Annotated in this window: 21 protein-coding genes; 5 read left to right on the top strand and 16 right to left on the bottom strand. The window is 41.9% G+C overall.

The annotated features are described in order from the left end of the window. The first annotated feature begins 180 nt into the window (after positions 1–180). Positions 181–1140, top strand: coding sequence for a cysteine synthase A (cysK, locus tag AMS66_RS30625; protein ID WP_201782248.1), 960 nt, complete (start codon positions 181–183; stop codon positions 1138–1140). 142 nt (positions 1141–1282) lie between these two features. Here cysK and AMS66_RS30620 read toward each other — a convergent pair whose 3' ends face one another. Then, positions 1283–3265: an ATP-dependent DNA helicase gene (locus tag AMS66_RS30620; RefSeq protein WP_053784361.1), complete on the bottom strand. Its 1983-nt coding sequence runs from the start codon at positions 3263–3265 to the stop codon at positions 1283–1285. 172 nt (positions 3266–3437) lie between these two features. Between AMS66_RS30620 and AMS66_RS30615 the strand changes: the two genes are divergently transcribed. Both AMS66_RS30615 and AMS66_RS30610 read left to right on the top strand, forming a co-directional pair. Beyond that, positions 3438–5030: a catalase gene (locus AMS66_RS30615; RefSeq protein ID WP_053784360.1), complete on the top strand. Its 1593-nt coding sequence runs from the start codon at positions 3438–3440 to the stop codon at positions 5028–5030. A 472-nt stretch (positions 5031–5502) separates the two neighbouring features. Further along, the gene (locus tag AMS66_RS30610; RefSeq protein WP_144424651.1) at positions 5503–6858 is read left to right on the top strand and encodes a right-handed parallel beta-helix repeat-containing protein; all 1356 of its coding nucleotides are present in this window, start codon (positions 5503–5505) and stop codon (positions 6856–6858) included. 134 nt (positions 6859–6992) lie between these two features. Here the strand turns inward: AMS66_RS30610 and AMS66_RS30605 are convergent, their stop codons facing one another. Beyond that, a complete protein-coding gene (locus AMS66_RS30605) occupies positions 6993–7262 on the bottom strand; it encodes a DUF6809 family protein (protein ID WP_053784359.1) in 270 nt (89 codons plus the stop codon). Between the two features lie 113 nt (positions 7263–7375). Between AMS66_RS30605 and AMS66_RS30600 the strand changes: the two genes are divergently transcribed. Then, positions 7376–7603, top strand: coding sequence for a helix-turn-helix domain-containing protein (locus AMS66_RS30600; protein WP_053784358.1), 228 nt, complete (start codon positions 7376–7378; stop codon positions 7601–7603). Between the two features lie 111 nt (positions 7604–7714). Here the strand turns inward: AMS66_RS30600 and AMS66_RS30595 are convergent, their stop codons facing one another. The 7 genes from AMS66_RS30595 to AMS66_RS30555 all read right to left on the bottom strand — a co-directional run bounded on the left by AMS66_RS30595 (position 7715) and on the right by AMS66_RS30555 (position 13931). After that, positions 7715–8341 carry a hypothetical protein gene (locus AMS66_RS30595; RefSeq protein ID WP_236703695.1) on the bottom strand — a complete coding sequence of 209 codons (627 nt, stop codon included), beginning with the start codon at positions 8339–8341 and terminating at the stop codon, positions 7715–7717. Between the two features lie 165 nt (positions 8342–8506). Continuing rightward, the gene (locus tag AMS66_RS30590) at positions 8507–9202 is read right to left on the bottom strand and encodes a hypothetical protein (RefSeq protein ID WP_053784357.1); all 696 of its coding nucleotides are present in this window, start codon (positions 9200–9202) and stop codon (positions 8507–8509) included. A 473-nt stretch (positions 9203–9675) separates the two neighbouring features. After that, positions 9676–9972 carry a hypothetical protein gene (locus AMS66_RS30580; RefSeq protein WP_201782247.1) on the bottom strand — a complete coding sequence of 99 codons (297 nt, stop codon included), beginning with the start codon at positions 9970–9972 and terminating at the stop codon, positions 9676–9678. Positions 9973–10211: 239 nt separating this feature from the next. Then, on the bottom strand, positions 10212–10559 hold the full coding sequence (locus tag AMS66_RS30570) for a nucleotide pyrophosphohydrolase (RefSeq protein ID WP_053784353.1): 348 nt from the start codon (positions 10557–10559) through the stop codon (positions 10212–10214). A 740-nt stretch (positions 10560–11299) separates the two neighbouring features. Then, a complete protein-coding gene (locus AMS66_RS30565; RefSeq protein ID WP_144424650.1) occupies positions 11300–11791 on the bottom strand; it encodes a hypothetical protein in 492 nt (163 codons plus the stop codon). 230 nt (positions 11792–12021) lie between these two features. Continuing rightward, positions 12022–12690, bottom strand: coding sequence for an RES family NAD+ phosphorylase (locus AMS66_RS30560; protein ID WP_053784351.1), 669 nt, complete (start codon positions 12688–12690; stop codon positions 12022–12024). A gap of 356 nt (positions 12691–13046) precedes the next feature. After that, the gene (locus AMS66_RS30555) at positions 13047–13931 is read right to left on the bottom strand and encodes an MORN repeat-containing protein (protein ID WP_053784350.1); all 885 of its coding nucleotides are present in this window, start codon (positions 13929–13931) and stop codon (positions 13047–13049) included. 426 nt (positions 13932–14357) lie between these two features. Here AMS66_RS30555 and AMS66_RS30550 point away from each other — a divergent pair, with 426 nt between their 5' ends. Continuing rightward, positions 14358–15113: a hypothetical protein gene (locus AMS66_RS30550; protein ID WP_053784349.1), complete on the top strand. Its 756-nt coding sequence runs from the start codon at positions 14358–14360 to the stop codon at positions 15111–15113. A gap of 820 nt (positions 15114–15933) precedes the next feature. Here AMS66_RS30550 and AMS66_RS32580 read toward each other — a convergent pair. The 7 genes from AMS66_RS32580 to AMS66_RS33310 all read right to left on the bottom strand — a co-directional run. Beyond that, positions 15934–16170, bottom strand: coding sequence for a hypothetical protein (locus tag AMS66_RS32580; protein WP_201782246.1), 237 nt, complete (start codon positions 16168–16170; stop codon positions 15934–15936). Positions 16171–16543: 373 nt separating this feature from the next. Beyond that, positions 16544–17296 (bottom strand): peroxide stress protein YaaA, encoded by a 753-nt coding sequence (gene yaaA, locus AMS66_RS30540; protein WP_053784347.1) that lies wholly within the window; start codon positions 17294–17296, stop codon positions 16544–16546. A gap of 216 nt (positions 17297–17512) precedes the next feature. Continuing rightward, entirely contained in the window at positions 17513–18391 is an 879-nt protein-coding gene (locus tag AMS66_RS30535; protein ID WP_053784346.1) for a prohibitin family protein, read from the bottom strand. A 445-nt stretch (positions 18392–18836) separates the two neighbouring features. Then, positions 18837–19238, bottom strand: coding sequence for a DUF4279 domain-containing protein (locus AMS66_RS30530; protein ID WP_053784345.1), 402 nt, complete (start codon positions 19236–19238; stop codon positions 18837–18839). Positions 19239–19403: 165 nt separating this feature from the next. After that, entirely contained in the window at positions 19404–20072 is a 669-nt protein-coding gene (gene nfi / locus AMS66_RS30525; RefSeq protein ID WP_053784344.1) for a deoxyribonuclease V, read from the bottom strand. 164 nt (positions 20073–20236) lie between these two features. Next, a complete protein-coding gene (locus AMS66_RS30520; RefSeq protein ID WP_053784343.1) occupies positions 20237–20575 on the bottom strand; it encodes a toxin-antitoxin system YwqK family antitoxin in 339 nt (112 codons plus the stop codon). A gap of 368 nt (positions 20576–20943) precedes the next feature. Then, positions 20944–21220: hypothetical protein (locus tag AMS66_RS33310; protein ID WP_201782245.1), on the bottom strand; the 277-nt coding region annotated here is incomplete at its 5' end.

Below are 21220 nucleotides of genomic sequence, written 5' to 3'. Positions count from 1 at the left end.
ACAGGTTGACCCCGGGAGGCTGCGTTCATTAAGATGGAATAGACTTGTCTGTACATTCCGTTCAGACTTGTAATGAAAATTGATTCCTATAAGCAAACAAGCCTGCCAGCCATTAACGGCGGACAGACTTGTTCATTGGGATTAGCTTTCAACGTCTTATCAATCAAGGAGTTGGACTTCATGGACTTGAATTCGCATCTAATTAAAAATCAATCACCCGCACATACAGGCATTGCCGCAGATGTGACCGAACTGATCGGCCAGACACCTGCCGTTAAATTGAACAGACTTACAGGCAGCGATTCCGCTGACGTATACGTCAAACTGGAATATTTCAATCCCAGCGGCAGCGTCAAAGACCGTGCCGCCTACAACCTGATCGTTCAGGCTGAACGGGCAGGACTGCTGCTTCCCGGCGCAACCATTATCGAACCGACCAGCGGCAATACCGGCATCGGTCTTGCGATGAACGCCGCAGCCAAAGGATATAAGGCTATTCTGATCATGCCGGATAACATGTCCAAGGAACGCATCAATATTCTGAAAGCCTATGGCGCAGATGTGGTACTTACCCCTGCCGCAGAGCGGATGCCCGGTGCGATCCGCAAAGCCAAAGAGCTTCAGGCCGACATTCCGGGAAGTTTCATTCCCCAGCAATTCGAGAATCAGGCGAACCCGGATATCCACCGGATCACCACCGCTCCCGAAATTATGCAGCAGATGGAAGGCAAGCTGGACGCCTTCATTGCCACGGCGGGAACTGGCGGTACGATCACCGGAACGGGAGAAGAACTGCGCAAGCAGCTGCCGGACATTCGCATCTATGCAGTGGAGCCGAAAGGTTCTCCGGTGTTGTCCGGTGGCGAGCCCGGACCTCACAAGCTCGTCGGTACAAGTCCGGGGTTCATTCCGGATATTCTGAATACCGACGTGTGGGATGCCATTATCCAGGTGTCCGATGAGGATGCACTGGATACGATGCGGCAGCTTGCTGCCCGGGAAGGGTTGCTGCTCGGCCCTTCCTCTGGCGCTTCGGTGTGGGCCTCCCTGCGCATCGCGCGGGAACTGGGGCCGGGTTACCGAGTGCTCTGCATTGCGCCCGATACCGGGGAACGGTATTTGAGCATGGGTATTTTTTAACAAAGAAAAACTCTTACAACAAGTCAAAGGCTCCCCTCCAAAATGAGCGCTTGATCACAGCCGGACGTTGAATCCGCAGCGTACAAGTACTTACTCTGGAAAGGGAGCCAGTTAAGTTAAATATTCTAAATATGAATGTGAACTAGTGAGTCAGGGTTGTCCATTCTACACCTTCGGGAAGCAGGGCCGCAATGCGGTCTTTGGCTTCTTTTTTGCTGTACAACGATTCGTCGAGAATCGCGGCTGACCCCGAGTCACTGCTCGTCCGAATCAAACGTCCCAGACCTTGCTTCACGCGCAGCAGCATGTACGGAAGATCGATCTCCTCGTAAGGCGCTGCCGATGCACTGCGTTTTGCATTAAAGACAGGATCTTGCGGTGGGTATGGAAGCGACCAGATCATGACATTGGATAATGACGGTCCTGGAACGTCCAGACCTTCCCACAGATTGACGGAGCATAGCACACTCTCCTCATCCTGCTGGAAAGCGGCAATCAGGTCACTGATCTCCCGATCTCCTTCATACATAAAGCGTAACTCTTGAGCCTCAGGGACTTGAGCGATGTCTTGCTTGAATGCGCGCAGCTCCTCCATCGTACGGAACAGAATCAGCGCACGGCCCCCACTCTCCTGAAGCAGCGATACGGCGTCACGCAATCGATTTTCATTTTCCGGGTGACCGGGTACCGTTTCATCTGTAATCTTCATCTGCATTTTGTCCGCGTAGTCATATGGTGAAGCTACCGAGAACGATACAAAATCATCAATCCCCAGGCTGTCTGCCACATAACGGAATGAACTGTCCACGGATAACGTTGCTGATGAGAAGACAATCGGAATGCCTGTATTAAACACACGCTCGTTCAGAATTTCCTTCACGGTACGCGGCATGATGGATAACGTCGTTTCGTCTTCGCTCTCCTCAGCCCAACAGATGTACCCATCTTCCTTACGGAACAGCGCAAGTGCGGACTGAATCATGTCCAGATGTTCCTCCACGACACGCATCTGATAGCCATCAAGCGAGAACAAGCCGCTCTCAAATACCAACTCTTCGCCGATCGCATCCAATACGCTGGTCAGCCGTTCAATCTCACGCAGCAGCGGCGGTTCTACCCTTACTTCTTTCCGTTCCGATCCGGGAATAGCCACCGTATACGTATCCAGCAGCGCGAACAGTCGTTCACTGCTCTCAATGGCTTCATCCACACACTCGGCGAGGGATTCACGAATCTCTCCTTCAAGCAGGCGAGTCACAAGTTCCTCGAAGATACGGTGTTTCAATTTGTAGCTCAATGCGTTCAGGGCTGCTTCTTCCAGCAAATGTCCTTCATCAAATACAACCGAGCTGTGATCTGGCAACAGTGGCAATTGACCCTCACGTTTACGCGCTTCATAGGTCCACACATGCTCCATGTAGTAATCATGGGAACAGATAATGATGTCCTTGGAACGACGGTAATGGTCACGCGATAGCGTCAGGCCGCAGCGTTGTCTTTTTGGACAAACGAAGCAGTCTTGAAAAGGGTCCCAGTTAATTTTGTTCCACTGGCGATCGTTCAGATGCGGATACTGTTTGCGGTCACCATACGGATGGAATGCCTGAAGCGTACCCGGTGTATTCACAAAGTCCGGAAGGCTCTCATGCACTTCTTCAATGACAGGCGCATCTTCATCCGCAAATCTCACCGCACTTAATTTGTTCAGACAGACGTATTGGTCGGGTGATTTGCCCAGACGTGCGTCCACTTCCAAGTCCAGATGTGCAGCCAGCTTCGCAATATCTCCGCCCGGCTTAACGAGCTGTTCAATCAAGGACTCATCGGCACAGGCGATCACCGCCGGTTTACCCGTATAACGTGCATAACAGACCGCGTAGAGCAGATAGACTAACGTCTTGCCTGTTCCTACACCGGCCTCAGCCATAATGGTCTTTTTATCTCCATAGGCCCGTTCAAGCTGGTACGCCATAAAAATCTGTTCATCCCGTACCTCGAAGCCGGACTCAGGTAAAATATCGTAAAAAACATCGGCAACCCATTCCCCTAAACGGGATACAAAGGGCTCTGCCGGATCATATGCAAAAGGATAACGTTGTGTAGACAATCCTAGGTCAGCCTCCATTCTTAGACAAGCGGTCCGATTTCATTTTTCCGTTCAAAAAGGCCGCTGGGCAAAAGTTAATTATCCCACGCCATGAGGTGGGTGACAAGCTTTTTTTAATGAAAACGATGTATAGAACCGCCTTGCAGGGAAAATATATATTCGAATCCATCATAAGGAAAGGCGGTGCTCCATGAATCATCAGTCTTCACAACCTGAGCATTCCTCAGACGCGGCTCCCGAGACATTAACGGATCGGCAGGGCCATCCCATTACAGACAATCAGAATGTTCGAACCGTCGGCAGCCGGGGACCGACTACACTGGAGAACTATCATTTTCTCGAAAAGATCACCCATTTTGACCGCGAACGTATTCCAGAACGGGTGGTCCATGCCCGCGGTGCTGGCGCTCATGGCGTATTTCAGGCTTATGGAACGGCTGGGGATGAACCGGTATCGAAGTATACTCGCGCACGTCTGTTTCAGGAAAAAGGCAAAGAAACGCCCGTATTCGTTCGGTTCTCCACGGTTATTCACGGCGGACATTCCCCGGAGACGCTTCGGGACCCGCGCGGATTTGCTGTGAAATTTTATACTGAGGACGGCAACTGGGATCTGGTGGGCAACAATCTGAAAATCTTTTTCATTCGTGACCCGCTCAAGTTCCCGGACATGGTACATGCCTTCAAGCCGGACCCGTTGACCAATGCACAGGATATGGAACGGTTTTTCGATTTTGTCTCCCTCAGTCCTGAAGCTACCCATATGATTACGTTTCTCTTCTCCCCTTGGGGAATTCCGGCCAACTATCGGCAAATGCAGGGGTCAGGCGTCAATACATACAAATGGGTGAATCAGGAAGGCACTGGCGTGCTCATTAAATATCACTGGGAACCGCTCAATCAAGGAATACGGAATCTTCTTCAGAAGGACGCCAGCGATATTCAGGGACAGAACTTCAACCATGCGACACTGGACCTGTATCAGGCCATTGAACGCGGAGACCATCCCGAATGGGAACTATGCGTTCAAGTTATGGAGGATGGCGAGCATCCCGAACTGGATTTCGATCCGCTGGACCCAACCAAGCTATGGCCGCCAGAGCAGTTTCCATTTTTGCCGGTTGGAAAAATGACCTTAAACCGTAATCCCGAGGACTACTTCAATGAAGTGGAACAGGCAGCGTTTGGCACAGGTGTGCTGGTGGATGGACTGGATTTCTCGGATGACAAGCTGCTGCAAGGACGCACCTTCTCCTACTCCGATACCCAGCGTCACCGGGTGGGTGCCAACTATCTGCAACTGCCCGTCAATGCACCGAAAAAGCGGGTAGCCACCAATCAGAGCGGCGGGCAGATGCAATATCAGGTCGATCGTGCGCCAGGTCAGAATCCACACGTCAATTATGAACCTTCCTCGTTGGGTGGCTTGAAGGAGGCAACTCCACGCGGCAAGGAACATGAACCTCTTATTGAAGGTCGTCTTGTTCGTGAAAAAATTGAGCGTACCAATGACTTCGGACAAGCCGGTGATACCTACCGTTCATTTAAGGATTGGGAACGAGACGAGTTGATCAGCAATCTGGTAGATGCTTTAGCTACATGCAAACCGGATATTCGTGAGCGGATGATCTCCCATTTTACACAAGCGGATGCCGATTATGGACGTCGGGTAGCCGAAGGATTATCTTCCGTTTCAACCGATGACAGCGCTACTGTTCAACCCAAACATGAGCCTACTATTGAACAGGCTGCCAAAGACAGCCATGAAGCAGATCCGTATTAAAAGACTGGCTGATTGAGCTAATGCTTATTTAAAAGCAACGGATATGTTTTATAGCAACATATAGGTTCGTTTCATAACCCCTGGTAGCTAAGACTGCTTGATGCAGCCCTGCTATCGGGGGTATTTGGCGTTCCAACCCATGCAGCCTGTGAGCTGAACATGTGAGGTCCTTCTTTTTAAAAAATTTATAAAGTTGATTTCGGCGGATTGGAGGTATGGATCATGCCGTTTGCTGGGAAAAGAGGCTCTTTCTACGTTCATTTCAGATGATCCCCTGTTAAATGAGGGACATGAACTGAGCGCAAGATTATGCGTTACTCATATGAATTTCCATTTCCGAACAGTTATACGAGGCTTGTCAGCAGGTTGAGTCCATCTGATCAAATGATTATTGATGATAACGTTTACAACATTTACCATGAACCTGTGTCCTTTAGGACTTCATTTCCCAATTACTAAGGAGGTTTGCTTAATGAAATTATTCCCTATTACTTCTGCTCATTCCTCATCTCAACGTTCGCTGAAATCGAAAATGACTAACATCTGCCTAAGTGCCGCGTTCCCTCTATTATTGCTCGGCGGTGGATCGGCTGGTGCGGCGGAATTGATCGAGAGTGGACTGCAAAATCCCTCTGATTCTGTAGCTGCCTCCAGTACTACACTCGCTGCAGGTGATCTATATGTCGCTCCTGGCGGCTCGGCCAGCAATCCCGGAACCCTTGCGAGTCCTACATCACTGGCTAACGCGCTGACACAAATCGCACCGGGTAAAACAATATATCTGCGCGGTGGCACCTACAGCTTCTCGGAAACGGTTACGATTGAGCGAGGCAATAGTGGTACATCGGGACAACGCAAAAATCTGGTGGCGTATGGATCGGAAAAGCCTGTCTTTGATTTCTCGGCCCAAACCTTCACCTCCACCAATCGCGGGCTGCAAATGTTCGGAGACTACTGGCTCGTCAAAGGACTTGAAGTAAAGGGTGCTGGTGACAACGGTATCTTTATCGGGGGCAGCTACAACCGCCTAGAACAGATCGAGGCTCACCATAACCGGGATACCGGGATCCAACTGGGGCGTTATGCTTCGACTGCGGCAAACAGCGAATGGCCTGCCTATAATGAAATTATTCGCTCCTATTCCCATGATAACTATGATCCGGATGACGGAGAAGATGCGGACGGCTTTGCCGCCAAATTGACGGTTGGCCCGGGCAACCTGTTCGACGGTTGTATCGCTGCCTATAATGTAGACGATGGCTGGGATCTGTACAGCAAAACAGATACGGGCGCCATTGGCGTCGTAACGATTCGCAACAGCATCTCCCATCACAATGGGCAGACTTCGGATGGTACATCCACCTCCAATAGTGACGGTAACGGCTTCAAGCTGGGCGGCGAGAAAATCGCGGTGAATCACATCGTGGTGAACAGCATTGCTTTTCAAAATAAAAAGCACGGCTTCACCTATAACAGCAATCCCGGTTCAATCCAGATGAAAAACAATACGTCCTGGCAAAATGGCCAAAGCAACTTTGCCTTTGATGTAGGCACACATATCTTCACCAACAACCTGTCCTTCGAAGGCGGCGCCAGTGACAAAACCAGCGGAACCGACGTCAGCAGCACCAACGTCTGGTGGAAGAACAAAAAAAGCGAGAACGCCAAAGGCCTGCTCGCCAGCGCAGCTGATTTTGTCTCCCTCGTGCCTTCGGTAACCCGTGCCGCCGATGGCACCCCTGTACTGGGTAACTTCTTGAAGCTTGCCACAGGCAGTGATCTAATCGGCTCGGGTACGCCATCGGGTACAAATATTGGTGCGCGGTAGGTTGAAGATAGTAAGATAAAAGAATATTTTATAAAGCAAACTCCCCTCCCCCATGCCAGCCTGATCGGTGGTAATAGAGAAGGGGATTTTTAGGTTTGAGTTCGTAGTGTGCTGGTTTCTAGGCTGATAGATACTCACGGTTTACTCAAAACCTCAATCATCAGTCTGCCGCCTGTGCGAAAACCTTGCTCGAATGCCGCTTCCACATACATGGATGTGGATTGTCCGATTAAGTCTATCAGTTGCTCCAAAGCATCGTATTCGCTCTCGGTAAGCTGTGTTTTGTAGTCTTGCATCAGGTCTGATATCTGGCGATTGATCTCCTGATATTCGGAGTGCTCAGGATGAATCGACTCGTCCAACCGCAGGTTCCCGTGAAACAAATCTTCGATCAGGTTTGACATGTTATCCCCACCTAGTCTTTTTACCAACTATTCTCACTATACTTTAGCGGATTTTCCGCTAAAAATCAATAGCGGATAACACGCTAAAGTATGATAGTGGTGAGGTGATGATCATGTATGCTCGTATACGCAATTTGCGTGAAGACAAAGACTTATCCCAAACACAAATGGCCGCTTATCTCGGTTGTAGCCAACGTGTATATAGCAACTATGAACGTGGCGAGCTGGACATTCCAACGGCTATATTGATTAAGCTCGCTGATTATCATCAGACCAGCACAGATTATCTTTTGAATCGAACAGATGTAAGAAGACCATATCCATCAAATAATTCGGCTTGAGTTTTACAGACCCGTGGCTAAGTCCTTTCATGATGAAAGTAGAGCTAAAATAGTACCCTGGTAATGAATTCACCCTTTCAATTTTGCTAAGGCGTTCGTCTGTAAGGGTCATCAACCATTGAGCAAAACATTCCTCACCAGCAAGAGGACGTGGATTTTTGACGTATTTCCAAGGAATAAGTTGATTCGTACCCTCTTCTCTCCTGAACCAAATCGTCGAAGGGTCAATAGCATAATATCAACCACATCGTTACAGTGCTCGTTAAGAACCACCTCACCAGCACAAGCCCCACGTACCATGATTATAATGCGCTGAATCGTATCAAGCTTATCCAGCGACCTTCCAAGCTGATAACCAGATGAAGGAAGTGGAGAATCCAATAAGTTCTTAATTGCATCCAAAGACCTCTGTCCATTCTTATCGTCACTACCATTCTGCTTCTTTGCTGTAAATGTAAGTGGCGTGTCTCCCATACGCAGAAAGTTGTAGAGCGCATGCGAAATATCAGGATGAACAGATACAAGAATCGCAAGTAGTTCCTCTGCTGTGTGATTCTGTAGTTTGGTCAGATCAATATTATGAGCGCTCTGGTACTTTTTCGGGAGCCAATTGAATATATCCCATCCGTTTGACGATCTTGGTGAAGTCATCCTGCCAAAACCCATCATCTGTCGCTTTACAGCAGCCGGAAGAACTGAATTTGCAAATGAATAAATGGCTTTATGATACCATTTCAAAGTTTCACCCCCAGACACAAAAATAGAAGGCAGGAAATGTTTCCTTACCTTCTAAAGTTCTTCATACTTCTATGGATAGTTACTACGGATTTACTCAGCAAACCTCATATGTTCATCACCACCCCCAAAAGAAAAGAGCCCGATATCTCGGACTCTTTTCTGGAACTATTTACTTTCAGCTAATTTTACAAAGAGTTGGTCATCAGATTTTATAAGTTCTATATGTCTAGACTTCTCTAATCCCTTCAGCACTTCTTCTAATTCATTAATTTCTATACGAACACCATTTTCGAATAAGTTCATCCAGAGCACCTGGATATGAATTGTTTTATCTTCTCCAACCAAGTTTTTTATTGTATTAAGTAGTGCCTGAGGGCCAAATATAACTAAACCTGAGTCTAAATCAGACTCTTTTAGTTTATTAATTTTTTCAACTACTTGCTCAATTTCTGAAAAATCAAACTTCTCATTGCTTGCCGAAAGTTTAGTTCCTATTTCTTTCAAATAACTCTGGAGCTTGTTCTCTATGTTTTCAATTTTCCCGATCTGCTGTTTGTTTACATTTTCCAAAGAATCACTTACTCTCGAAAGACTTTCGACTGTACTTGTCATTTTCGCTATTCTATCAATCAATTTTTCAGATTGCCGAGAGCTACTTGATGATTGGATAAATGAGAAAATGATTGCTACAACACCTAATAATATTGACAGAATTGTTCCACCCAATGCCAACTCAGCAGATAATCTCCCAGGATCTTCTGTTTTCCAAGTTGCAACGACAGTAAACAAAATTAATAATATGAGAATCCAGTACGTTAGATCTTTTTTATCTGGAAAACGTTCATCTTTTTTATCTTTCATTCAATAAAACTCCTTCTCTTTAAGACAAATCAACATGATATATTTGTAATTACTGTTGCTGGTGCCACTCAAAATATATTCGAGTGTTGTCGTTCCAATGTTGGCATTGTCTACTTTCAATTTGAACAATTTTCTCCAATAGATGCGGAGTATAAGATTTTTTAAAATTTCTAAGTACCTTGCCATCAACAACTATAATATAACCTTTCTCAAACAAGTCATCGCACCCAAATTTACACATTGGTATAACAATGTTCTTGTAATCTAGACGCTCTTCCCTGGAACACTTCGATCTCTTTTTGATATGTGCTGCAACCAAGAGATCCACCGGATACCGGTTCCCACAAATACCACATGTGCCTACTTTTTTATTCTTGAAGAGCTGTTTCCTAAGGAAAGGTTGTTCTTTCCTTCCTTTACCCGTACGATATGTGTCAAGATTATCATGATCTTCGAACTGGAGTATTTCCTCTTCATAACTCTTCTTCAGAAACATCTGGTAGATAGATTTCACTTTTCAAATCGAATGATGATAACATTCGTTCGCTTAATTCTTCTCTCATTACATTAAATCCCTGAATAATATAATTATCAGCATATCCAACAGCTCGATTAAATTCTATGTAGGGTATTGCGTGTTGCTTGATCTCATCGAGAAAATAAACATACTCCCATGTTTGACCGGACTTATCGTAGCCCCATAACCTAGTAGCTAGTTCTTTGTGTTGCAACTTCAATACAACCACACCTGGAAGCAAATATTCGCCCATTAGCAGAAAACACTGTAACATCACCTGTTTGGATCTTTTCCCACTTATGGACGTTAACATTGTTTTTGCCTGGAGTCACTCCCCACGTAGGAACCAATCCATCTGGATAAAAAGTTTTTAACTGCTCTATAGTTTCCTCGGGTAGATACTCCGATAATACTTGGATAGGTACTGGACTCTGAATTGTGTTTTCATAATGTTCTCGAGCGTCTTTGTTTCCTGATGGCTGTAAAATCACCTTACTCATTGGTACCTCCATGTAGCTCTGTATATTTCTTGTTTGATCCATAAGACTTTTCTACAGGATATTTTTCGGCGTTTTTTTGTAACTTATGAAGTAATGCTTCCTTTGGATCAATATTAAGATCATGGCACATCAGTAGCACATAATAAAGTACATCTGCCAACTCATCCTGAAGCTTGTCTTTATTTTGCTCGATTGCTTTCTCACTGTTCTTCCATTGGAAGAGCTCAAGCAATTCGCTCGCTTCCAGATTTAAAGAAATTGCAAGGTCCTTTGGATTATGAAATTGTCCCCAGTTTCGTTCATCTCTAAATGCTGTTATCTTCTCTATTAATTCATCCATAATTAGCCACCTCGAATTATTCATTCGACAAACAGTGTCAAATTCCTTGCTTTTTTTGAGCTAAATTCATTTTTAATTTATGAATAACCATGATCTTGTACCGTTGATGGCCACCGACCACGTGCCCTGTTCGTTCCAGACGATTGGCTCAACATAACCAAATTCCTCTATGCTGCGGCGAAGCTTCTCGTATTCAACACCCCCTGGTTAAAGTACACACGAGGGTTGTAGACTGCTGCATTAATCTGATCGACTAGCACGATTCTGATGTTCATGTCTATACCTCCATAAATAATTTATTTAAAAGCCTCCTAAAGCTTTCATATTAGCGGCTCCCGTATAAGGTTCCTGTGGGGAATTCAAAACACACCAGCACCTTTTATCGATCTTAGGACGACTACTATAAGGAGTGGGAAAAACGCTATTGTAGATGTTTATTTATATCATCTCAACTTTTTTTCGGAACAACCCCAACTAAATGGTTGGTTATTCCGATAGTTAGGGCGCACTATGAACAGTTAGGAGGGAAAACGCCATGTTGTTGTCAATTCTATTCGCAATCTCGGTAATCTTTGTAGCCACAGCTTTTAGTATCAATGCTGTTTGCAACTACAAAACTGCCAAACTCAGACACGGCCAAGGACAGTAAATAAGAAGGGCAGATCGTTATGATCTGCCTTGATCATTCAATGTTCATGTTCTGCAACTACACTTACTCCACAAAAAAACACCCAAGGTTATTACTTGGATGTTCTGAGTCTGATATTTTTAGGTAATCCGGTTTTATATTCTTCTTTGTCATAGTCCATGCCTAGTTCCTTTTTCAATTCATTATAATCTTTTACAGCTACTTTAACGAAGCGCTCTACAACCTCGTCTGGGGTTTTTACTATAGATGAAACATATTTGCCCCAGGCATCCAATAACTCAGTAGAAGCATATGCAGATTTATCAAACATAAGCTTATCTGTGAATTCTTTGGTTAAAAATTCATGGTCTTTGATACTTCCGAGCACAACCGGACTCTTGGAAGGAACATTAAATGTTTCGAAAAGATACGCTCGGGCAACAATCAATGCATACAAAGGACTATATAAGATATGTAACCTATCGAACTTCCTCCTCTTCTTTTCTTTGTATGGTTCAATAAAGAAATGTAGAATTAAAAATGTTGTTACTGCTATTAGAGCTGAGACACCTGCGGACAATAGTGGAATAGGAATTGAATTCATTTTTCACCTCACTTGCATATCACAATTCGACATAAACTGGCCCATTCCTTCTGCCCTAATTAAGTTGAGTTGGTTTCCGCGTTTGGGTGACCATCATATGCATGCGTACGCTCACTCAGACGCCGTTCTCCGCTCTTCAATGGACTGATTAATGCAAACATAAGTTCTCATGTTAAAAACTCAGAACGGCTTACATTCCGTCATATGAGAGCAAAAGAAAAAAGCACCCTTTAAGGCGCTTCAGAAATACCATAATCAATATGATTAATCTTTAATTTATGGCTATTCTCAATATTCATCGATTCAGGATCGAATAAACAATAGTTAACTCCTTTCGAGTCCACAGCACTTTGATATCGTATACCGTCAAACCCTTTTAACTTTACGTACTCAGCGATGCTTTGTGTTACAAGGTATTCTACATCAGAGATATTAGGACGTACAGGCTGTGAAAACATTTGACTCACTTGTCTTCTATAACTTTTCTCTTTGTTCTTCTCTTCTTCTGTAGGGACGAAATTCAAAACTTTCAATTCACGTTTAGGTATGGCTTTACCAACAACAACCACTGCTGAAATCCACGGCCTAAGTTCTGCAGCTGCTGTATGAGCAGTATCTGTAACGTACAGATATCTGACCCTCCGAGGATTCAGCCTCCCAACACCAACTAAATTAATCGGTGGTGCATGCAACTCACTGTCAGTATATTCCGTTTTACCTTCATCCAAAATACGACCTCTATAGAACACATCTTCCTTAGAAATATTAAATGTATTCAATGAACTAATAAAAATATCCAAAAGACGAGATTCTTTATCGATAAAAAAACGTCTCTCTTTAATCTGATCTATATACTCTTGAATTGCCATATCAGTATCTTCTGGTTGAGCAATATACATTCAGTCACCCCGTTACAATCATTTTGGTTTATTTTACCTCTTTCGGACAAACAGGTCTACTATAAAACTGTTTCACTCCATCCCATCTTCCCCATACAACCTTTTGCACTTCTCCCGCTGCTTTCTGGGTCGAGTTCGTTTCCATTTTCGTCTCATACTGCTGATCACTTCAATTCTCTAATACAAAAAGCCGATCCAGTAAAGGAACGACTTTGGCTGTAGTATGACTTAATAGGAATACAAAAGAGAGAAGAACAACAAGTCAATTTCCCGCTTTTTGCAACTTATGTTCTCCTCACTCTCATCAAGACCATACGCCATACTAACAATTATTGGACACTGGTGACTAAAATTCATTATTCAATTTCCTTTTTCATTGTAGCAAATGCTTTTAAGATCGGCTTCAAGTCAGGTAGACGCTTGTCCAAATTAGCATTTATAGTACTGAAAAATTTATCTGTGTCATATTTTTTTTCTGCTTTTGAGAGTTTTCCATTTGTGTACTTTTCTTGCAAATAGTGATCATCCTCAATCGAATTAATAACACTATTATATGGTATGTACCCATAACTTGATGTCTTCTTGTATGAACCAGTTGAGTAAGTTGCCCCAGATGATTCGGGTTCATAGCCATAATCATACCCTTCATACAACCCATTTGACTTTTTCTTATAGTAAGTAATTGATGTGATTAGATCTTTCCCAGTTTTACCACTTAGCACTTTATTTAAATTTTCTTCAAAAGTTATTAAATAAACATATTTTGCGTCATCTTCATACGAAAACATATAATAATCATAAACTACACTTAAGCTAGTTCCTTTTTTGAACTGATTATTTTCAAAAGTTCCTTTTTCTATAGAAGATATTCCGGTAATGGTCTCCGATTCATCAATTTTACGAGTCAAAGTACCTTGTCCGTTTTGTTTATCATTTTTCCATGAACCTGTATAAGTAATGATATCAACTGCCCCTTCGTAACTTACATCATCTTTTAACACATACTTACCTACCCCCGATCTCTTCCCATTAATCCAGTCACCAGAATAAGTTTTATTCTCTCCCCAACGAGCAGTCCCTTTTCCGTGAGGCTTACCATTCTTGACTTCTCCGTAGTATGTACCTCCGTTTGAAAGCTTCAATGATACCTTCTTTGAAGCTGCTTGAGTTTCATTAGTAGTCAACGTAAATCCGATGACTAATATCAAAACCGAACATAGCACTCCTTTAAACCATTTCAATTCTCTGCAACTCCTTTATGTATGTTATAGGAAAAATGTCCCATACCATTATATCGACAATTTATTCAACTTCAACAGTCACAGAAAAAGTTGCAATTAATCAGGAGTACTTATCACTATGTCTTTCCTTAAATAGAAAAAGCGAGAAAGAGGAACGCCCCAGTCATCTGCCGCTATTGCAGCTATGCGTTTCATTCTCGCTCGATATCCACAATACAAATATATCCCGTCTGATGTTCAACTAAAGATCATAAAACTATCATAATTAAGTTAAAAATCATTCAGAAAATAATAAAGAAATACCCAATTAATATCAGGTCAAATGTACTATTTTTAACCATAATATAAAAATATATGTTTATTTTTTGATATTTTTACTATACAATGTGAAAAGTTACCAATTCATAATTTCTGGAGGAAGACAACATGAAAAAAAAAATTATAACTAGTGTCGCTTTATCAGCAGCAATTCTTTCTTTACCTATCTCTTCAGCAGTACAAGCACAACCTATACAACCTGAAATCAGCATAACTGCAACTAACAATGAAAATGAGCAAATCGTAAAAGCTTTTATTACTACAGAGAACGGTTTAGAAGAGATTACTCTTGATGAATACAACGGGCTAATTGCTTCAGAACAGACATTTCCAATAACTCCATACGCTCAAAATTTTGCTGATAATTTCAGAAATAATGATAGTGTTATTAGTCCAATGGCTGATAACCCTAATTTGATTGTTACCTCCCGTAAATTTTTGCAGAGTGGATATTGGCCTGCACAATTACAAACTGGAATGAAAACTGATATGACTGATTGGATCAAAAATCCAGGTTATAAAACCATCGCAACTACAAATGTGAATTGGCAACGCGATTGGGGTTGGGTAGCAAGTGCCACTGTTACAAGTACCTGGTATAAAGCGGTTGAAGTTGCATTAGGAGGGGGATGGGAAGACAAAAAAAGTTACAGTTACAGTGCAGGCTTAGAAGTACAGCCACGTACAATGGCTAAACTTACATTCACTCCAATTTATAACGTAACAAAAGGAGATCTTGTAGGGTACAATAGATTCGGTAACGAACTTTCTAGACAGAGCGATGTAACTATTAAATCACCCGTTACGCTGCCTGGAGGTAAGACAAAAGGTGTGGTTGTTGTTGTGGAGAAACTTTATCAATAAAAAAAAGGAAGGCTCTATGCCTTCCTTTTTTTTATTATTTGATATTCTCCAACAATAATGTATATTACGCCTAGCAATATTGATATCAGTGATAATTTAGGTAATATTTCTAAAGCAGGATCATTAAATATTTCAAGTTTGCCTGCACCTAATATTGAACGACAAATAAAATAGGTTGAATACATCAAGGCAGAGATTAAACAGAATACACTCCCCGTAATAAGTCTGATCAGAAAAATCATTCCTTTGCACATAAGATAATCTTAATAACTATTTATACAATAATTATCATTAATAGTAAAGGTTTTCTGTAAATCCAGTACTAATGCCAGGATCTTTACCCCTTCTTTTTTATTCCACGGAAGGTGCTATCTCTTATTCCCTTCTCTCCGCAATAGATATAATCAAACTCCCCTTCATGATCCAGATAGCTCCGTTGAATTACTTCCTGCTGAATCTGGAGAGTCTGCTCATTGCAAAAGTAAGTTTATCAATCCATGCTTATGAGTGGGGCTTCCCTGTGAATGGAAGGTAGTTGTTTCATTTTACCCTTTTATTGACACGCCGCCTATTGTTGGAAGCATGATAGACTGAGGTGCTTCCAGCAAATATTCACCGAAGGTAAGAACATATGCGTCTGCTCTGTCAGGCGACTTTAATCCGCGCTTCTTCATGTCCTTTTTACTTTCAAGGAGTATTTCCCCCTTACTGGTCATTGACCATTTTCTTTCAGTCAATTGGGGAAGTAAATACATTGTCATCGGGTAATTGTAGAGTCATTATTTATATAATTTGCTCATATTTTTGTTCCAGAAGTCCCTTAATATAAGCCCACATTTCCGTAATATTCATCCAAAGACGATGATCCATTGTTGATTGGAATGACTTCATACGTAAGTCCTTCTTCTGCTATAATTTCATTTAGACGATCAGTTACATCAACACCAACACCTACACCGGTATCATCTATTCTGATCCGCACGTAGACCATTTCTGGATATTGTGGCAGCAACTTATTTATTAAATTCATTCTCCAACCCCAATCAGCAGTAACCATGGTATCTTTTTTGAAATGATGACTATGCTACTGTAGCGGGAACAGTACCTGCGTATTTGAATCTCATTAGAGCCAAAATAACCCACGTTACGTTTATTAATTTTTGTCTTGTAAAGTGAACCTCTTAAAGTACCAGATACCAAACCAATAAACCCCGGCAAATGCTACTTCAGCAGTGCCGGGGTTCATAATTTATAATTTCATTTTCTTCTCCTGCAAATTTCTACCTACCTCATCAAGTAATAGTCATGCTGCTCAATCGTTAGCAACTTCGGCCTACTCTTACTCATATCGATATCGAAGTAGAAATCTTCGAATTGCAATAAAAAAATGCTCAGTTTATGAACATTAAACCCACCCGTTGTACAGCAGTCTACTTTCCCCCTGATTGTATGAAAACATACGTTCTCTCGTCGGATAGCTCTTCTGAAAAAACAAAACCTAACCGATCAAAGCTCCTGACATACTTTACATCTGTAATCTTCCGCTCTGCCATATAACGTACCATTTCACCTCTGGCCATCTTGGCCCGCGTTGCCTTTTCAACAAGCTTCCCATCGACCATTTGTCCAAATACACAAGTGATAAACCGGGTTTCCTCGCTCAGAAAAGGCGAGATGTTTTTGCTATACTCTTTGGAAGCCAGATTCAGAATACAGTCGCTTTCCGATTGAAGCTGATCCGCCAATTTGCTACCCCAGAATTGATAAAGGGATTTGAACCCCGGACCTTGCAGCTTGCCCTGCATCTCCAACCGATAAGGGGTAACCCCATCCAAAGGCCGTAACATGCCATAAAAACCGGATAATATACGTAAATGCTGCTCCAGATACTCCAGTTCCTTATTTTGAAAAACACCCGGAGCCATATACTGATACTGAATACCTTCATAGGCATAGATGGCTGGCGTCAGATTATTCTTTAAATTCATATTCCGAATCCGATCCATATTTAGTTCGGCGATTGCATCGTTACACTTCCACAACGCTTTGAGTTCGTCATAGGATAACTTTTGAAGCAGACTCAACAGCTGTTCTGACTCGTTTATAAAATGCGGCATCTGTGCGATAGCCATAAGATCGGTATCAATCTTCATCTTTTTGGCTGGTGATATAATAATTCTCATCGTGCTGATCCATCCTTAATCTACCGTTGTTATTGTCGTTATTCATTGTACAGGATTGGCTAGGTGAATCCAATGTCAAGGCTTAAATAAATCCCTCATGGTACCTTTGAAAAGACTCAAAAATGAACAAGTCAGCCCACGATTGGACCGGCTTGTTCATTGGAATTCAACACATTAAATTGTTGAAAAAGCAAAACGTGCATTTCAAACCGCTAATTAGGGTGTTACGCTCCCCGTGCCGCTATTTTGCTCTGTTTTTGTAGTCGGTAATTGAATCATTGGAGTATTTGACCCACTTACATATGGAAGTGCTCCATCCCATTTCTTGATGGTTTCATATTCAACGAGTTGACTCGATAATGATTGTTGAAGCTCTTTGTTTGCTTTAGCTTGACCTTCTGCTTCGATCAATAGTTTGTCTGCATTACCTTGCGCTTCAACGCGCTTACGATCTGCTTCTTTCTTGGCGATCTCAAGTTCAGTCGTTTTACGTTCAAGTTCTTGAGAGGCTTCGACACGCTTATCTATTGCTTCCTGAGTCTTAGCGTCAGGTTGAGGAACACCTACAGTAACGTTTGATACAATAAAGCCTAACTCTTTAACGTCATCAGAAAAACGTTGTTGGACATCTACGCCAGCTTCGGATGACTTTTCACCATAAACATCAATGACTGTAAACTTAGAAATACCTTTACGAGCTGCATCACGGAAACGTGTTTTGAGATATGTATCCTCAATTTCTTGAATGCTAATTGGCCCAAATGTATTAAAGATAGAAGATACTTTACTTGGTTCTACTTGGTAGTTGTAAGCAAAATCGATTGTGATGTTTTTCCCGTCAGAAGTAGCAATCTGAATATCTCTGTATTCAACAGTTTGAATTCGGATAGGATATTTCGTCACTTTATCAAACGCTCCAACTAGTTTCCACCCTTGACTCAGTGTACTATCTTTTACGCCTCCATTTGGTGAATAAACGACCCCAACATATCCATTAGGAATTCGTGTTAAAAAGAAGGTCACCAGTAACACTCCCACAATAATAACTAATGCAACTGCAATTGCCCCTACTCTAAACGTCTTTGAATTTTTCATCTACATTCTCCTCTTGTTTGAATTTATTATATTTCTTCAACACTCTACTACCTATTTTATTGAATAGCGGGAACATTAATGACCATAGAATAAATGCTAGGATAAAGATTAAAATGATTCCCCCAATAAATGGCATATTCGTCCTCCCCTCTATGGATGTAACCAAGCACAAACTTATAAATAGCAACTAATTATATCCTCCTTTATATATACTTTGTAAAATCGTATTCGGTTTCAATGATATCCAGTGCTTGAACTACCATTAGGGTGAGTGAGAGACGTCCAGTACCCGGTTATCCCTATCAAGAAAGTGATCAACAATTCATCTGGGTATTATGAATCAGAAGTAAGTTGTACCCATTGCTCTTCTCTGTAGGTGTATGCAAATGATATAATATGACACTCTTTATACGTATGTATTTTTATAAAAAGCTTATCCCTATTGCTATAGAATATACAAATCAAAATCAAACTCTGCTTTCAAGTCATAGGCTATACTGATTGCCTTTTGCTCGATAGAAATCGCAGGGCTTTCATTATTCATGACCCTGATCGAGAAGCTAAACAGAAAGTTCAAATTATGCTTTATTCTCAAGGTTTTCAACTTTTCAATATTGGGCTCCAAAAGATTGAGTAAGTAGTTCAATTGCTGATTGACATCAAAAGATTCCTGATAGTCCGTCTCCAAGAACCAACAGGTTTCTTTTCGATACAAATCTCTATCATCAACCTTTTCTCCTTTTATATAGGTTCCTGATGGTTCGATTCCAATCTGTTCTGTGATTAACTTCGGTTCGAAATGATCTCCGGTAATGATAAATTCAGCCATGATATTCGTTTTCTCCATATACGATCCTCCTAACTTGTTCATATTCATTTATCAGAAACCACTGGAAGTATATTTCTTGTGACATCCAGCGGACTGAAGTTACCTCTTGACCCCTTCTGACTTGGTGATGACCTTTCCGTTTTGAATATTCGCCCAGTTAGCATTCTGTGTACAGTAATAATCCTAAGTTAGAGTAGTTTTAACAAGATGGTCAGCTTGTCTAGTGGTTTCAGGCAACCGATACTTAGGTGAAAGTTCCAGTATCCATTTACATGAAGTTTCTAAAGAGATACGGTGACCAATTGACACGAAAATAGGCTTAACATTGTTTTGAGTTCTCAGTACCTTGCCAATTACTTCACTGTTATCGATTAAAGGTGAATAACTACCGCGTTGGGATTCGGGTTCCACAAATGTTCCTATCAATCTAGTTTTCCCACACCCGATCGTTGGTGTATCTAAAAGTACTCCTAAGTGGCAAGCCAAGCCAAACCTTCTTGGATGAGCGATGCCTTGTCCATCACAAACAATTAGATCTGGCTTAATTTTTATTCGCTTAAACGCCTTAACAATTGGAGGTAACTCTCTGAATGAGAATAATCCAGGGACATATGGAAATCTAACTTTATCTTCAATTACTACTGATTCTACTGGTTTTAGCGAATTAACCTCCAAAATAACTACTGCAGCAATTAAACTATCACTTCGTTTACTATATGCTACATCAACTCCAGCAACATAATTCACCTCTGTAAATTCATCTTGTTTAATGACTTTTTCAGCTAAACTATATTGAAGGACAATGGCCTCTTTCTCGCTTATTTCCCATGGATGATTTAATATTTGCTCCATTATAATCACCTTTCAATTTGTTATCCTGTTATTGATTTATTTGTTCAAGTAATCATTGATTCCCTTAGATGAGTAACCACAAGTAAGTAGTATGTAGTGAAGTTGGCGAGAATGAATTTACTCACAGTTCCTATTTTCCATTTTTGAAAGTAACTTTAAAACGATCAAGAAACTGATGTTGATCTAATCTCACCATTCTTGAACCAAGAAATAGACTTTCCAGCAATTGCTCCCTTACGCATACGTTTAAATCCTTCTATTTTACCATCTACGTAATACGTGACATAATCACCATCAGGAACTCCATCCACATAGTAACAATAGTGAGCCAAATTCCCATTGCTATACTTTTCGTAAACAAGTCCTGTTACTGGATTTCCTCCATCTTCAATAGACCTATCAAAAACTTGGTCCCCGTACTCTCCATCAAAACAAACATCTCCTGTAAATTCTAAACCGTTTAAAAGAACTTCTTCCTTCGAGAGTATATTTATTTCCTCCATTGTTGTGCACTCCCCCCTACTGAATAAAATACTATAAGTCAGAAAGAACATTAAAGCCAGAAAGAATATAATTACAGTGCGGACATGTATGAAATGCTATATCCGTTACAGGTTTTGTTTTGCTTCCTCGCTTTATGACATACAAGCCTGCTCCCAACTGTACGCAACATCCCAAACAGGATGGAAATAGTCGGAATAATAAGTTCCCTCATACTGATTAATAAGATTTTAATGTTTAGTTAGAATCATATGTTCCTTTAAAGTTTTTGCTTTCTTCAAGACTTAATCCTGTATTTTTAGCAAATGTCTAAATTCCATCTATATCTAACCTGTCGATCTAACTTTTCATATGTGTGAAGGTCGCACTTCTATTGAATAATCGATCGGTTACCTCTTGGCTCCAGTTCTACTTTGCTTTTCTTTTCCGGCTCTGCAGCGGGCTGATTGATATATTTTTGTTGATAAATTGTTTTTTGTTCATCGGAAGACATGGTGCTCAGCCAGTTCTTGGCTTGATCCTTCATTCCGGGTTCACTCTTAGCCGTCTCGGCTACCTGATTACGAATGTCGGATCGTTGCCCATCTGTTAGCTGAACTGCAGTCTTGAGTTGTAGCGATAGATCGACCTCCTGTTTTGCAATTTCC

The organism is Paenibacillus xylanivorans, assembly GCF_001280595.1.
GTDB lineage: Bacteria > Bacillota > Bacilli > Paenibacillales > Paenibacillaceae > Paenibacillus > Paenibacillus xylanivorans.
The sequence above is the reverse complement of the archived record's forward strand: the minus strand, read 5'-3'. Positions and strand labels throughout refer to the sequence as shown.

Excerpts from the sequence above, each read along its gene's own strand:
- cysK (WP_201782248.1), top strand. The coding sequence starts at position 181 with ATGGACTTGAATTCGCATCTAATTAAAAATCAATCACCCGCACATACA.
- AMS66_RS30620 (WP_053784361.1), bottom strand. The coding sequence starts at position 3,265 with ATGGAGGCTGACCTAGGATTGTCTACACAACGTTATCCTTTTGCATAT.
- AMS66_RS30615 (WP_053784360.1), top strand. The coding sequence starts at position 3,438 with ATGAATCATCAGTCTTCACAACCTGAGCATTCCTCAGACGCGGCTCCC.
- AMS66_RS30610 (WP_144424651.1), top strand. The coding sequence starts at position 5,503 with ATGAAATTATTCCCTATTACTTCTGCTCATTCCTCATCTCAACGTTCG.
- AMS66_RS30605 (WP_053784359.1), bottom strand. The coding sequence starts at position 7,262 with ATGTCAAACCTGATCGAAGATTTGTTTCACGGGAACCTGCGGTTGGAC.
- AMS66_RS30600 (WP_053784358.1), top strand. The coding sequence starts at position 7,376 with ATGTATGCTCGTATACGCAATTTGCGTGAAGACAAAGACTTATCCCAA.
- AMS66_RS30590 (WP_053784357.1), bottom strand. The coding sequence starts at position 9,202 with ATGAAAGATAAAAAAGATGAACGTTTTCCAGATAAAAAAGATCTAACG.
- AMS66_RS30580 (WP_201782247.1), bottom strand. The coding sequence starts at position 9,972 with ATGGGCGAATATTTGCTTCCAGGTGTGGTTGTATTGAAGTTGCAACAC.
- AMS66_RS30570 (WP_053784353.1), bottom strand. The coding sequence starts at position 10,559 with ATGGATGAATTAATAGAGAAGATAACAGCATTTAGAGATGAACGAAAC.
- AMS66_RS30565 (WP_144424650.1), bottom strand. The coding sequence starts at position 11,791 with ATGAATTCAATTCCTATTCCACTATTGTCCGCAGGTGTCTCAGCTCTA.
- AMS66_RS30560 (WP_053784351.1), bottom strand. The coding sequence starts at position 12,690 with ATGTATATTGCTCAACCAGAAGATACTGATATGGCAATTCAAGAGTAT.
- AMS66_RS30550 (WP_053784349.1), top strand. The coding sequence starts at position 14,358 with ATGAAAAAAAAAATTATAACTAGTGTCGCTTTATCAGCAGCAATTCTT.
- AMS66_RS32580 (WP_201782246.1), bottom strand. The coding sequence starts at position 16,170 with ATGGTTACTGCTGATTGGGGTTGGAGAATGAATTTAATAAATAAGTTG.
- yaaA (WP_053784347.1), bottom strand. The coding sequence starts at position 17,296 with ATGAGAATTATTATATCACCAGCCAAAAAGATGAAGATTGATACCGAT.
- AMS66_RS30535 (WP_053784346.1), bottom strand. The coding sequence starts at position 18,391 with ATGAAAAATTCAAAGACGTTTAGAGTAGGGGCAATTGCAGTTGCATTA.
- AMS66_RS30530 (WP_053784345.1), bottom strand. The coding sequence starts at position 19,238 with ATGGAGAAAACGAATATCATGGCTGAATTTATCATTACCGGAGATCAT.
- nfi (WP_053784344.1), bottom strand. The coding sequence starts at position 20,072 with ATGGAGCAAATATTAAATCATCCATGGGAAATAAGCGAGAAAGAGGCC.
- AMS66_RS30520 (WP_053784343.1), bottom strand. The coding sequence starts at position 20,575 with ATGGAGGAAATAAATATACTCTCGAAGGAAGAAGTTCTTTTAAACGGT.